The organism is Pseudomonas sp. AMR01, assembly GCF_041946035.1.
In the GTDB taxonomy this organism is placed as follows: Bacteria; Pseudomonadota; Gammaproteobacteria; order Pseudomonadales; family Pseudomonadaceae; genus Aquipseudomonas; species Aquipseudomonas antarctica_B.
Genome location: NZ_JAUTYR010000143.1, coordinates 1 through 575 on the forward strand (window position 1 = coordinate 1; position 575 = coordinate 575).

The window sequence follows — 575 nt, forward strand, 5'->3', positions numbered from 1 at the left end:
ATTCTTGCGCTTTCGTCAAAATTTCGAATGTGTAATTCAAGTCCGATTTTTTCACCTTCATTGCCATACCTGAAGAAAATGTCCGAATAAGCGATTGAAAAATCCTCATATTCAATTTTTAAATCTTCACCAGGTATTCTCTGTCTGAAAGCGTAGATTTTCCAATTTGAAATGTCAGGGGCAAAGTCCACTAATTTAGTTACTGCTGGAAAATATTCTTTCATGCCGTCGGCAGAGATCGTCAAATCTCGAATACCTTTGTCATTCTTTGGACTTATTTCAAATGTGAGTTCTGGATGAACTTTTTGAAGCTCTTCTAGAAGTTCGTCGAAAAGAATTTCCCGCTTTTGTATATCATCCACATTCTCAAAATATCTCTTTTCATTTATTTGAAACCATTCCCAAAATTTTTGTTCATCTGTTTTACTGGAAAAGAAGCTTAGAATCATAAGAATTGAAATTGTGAGTAGAGTTTTTGTGGTCATATTTTAAATGTTGCACAACGGTTTGCATAAAAATGTAGGGCCGTGGGAACTCTAATTTGTCTCCCTAAAATAAGGTATGTTGAGAGCGCT

1 protein-coding gene is annotated in these 575 nt (G+C 35.0%); it reads right to left on the minus strand.

The features are described 5' to 3' along the window. On the minus strand, positions 1–485 hold a 485-nt coding region (locus Q7C20_RS26945), incomplete at its 3' end, for a hypothetical protein (protein ID WP_375071217.1). Positions 486–575 lie beyond the last annotated feature (90 nt).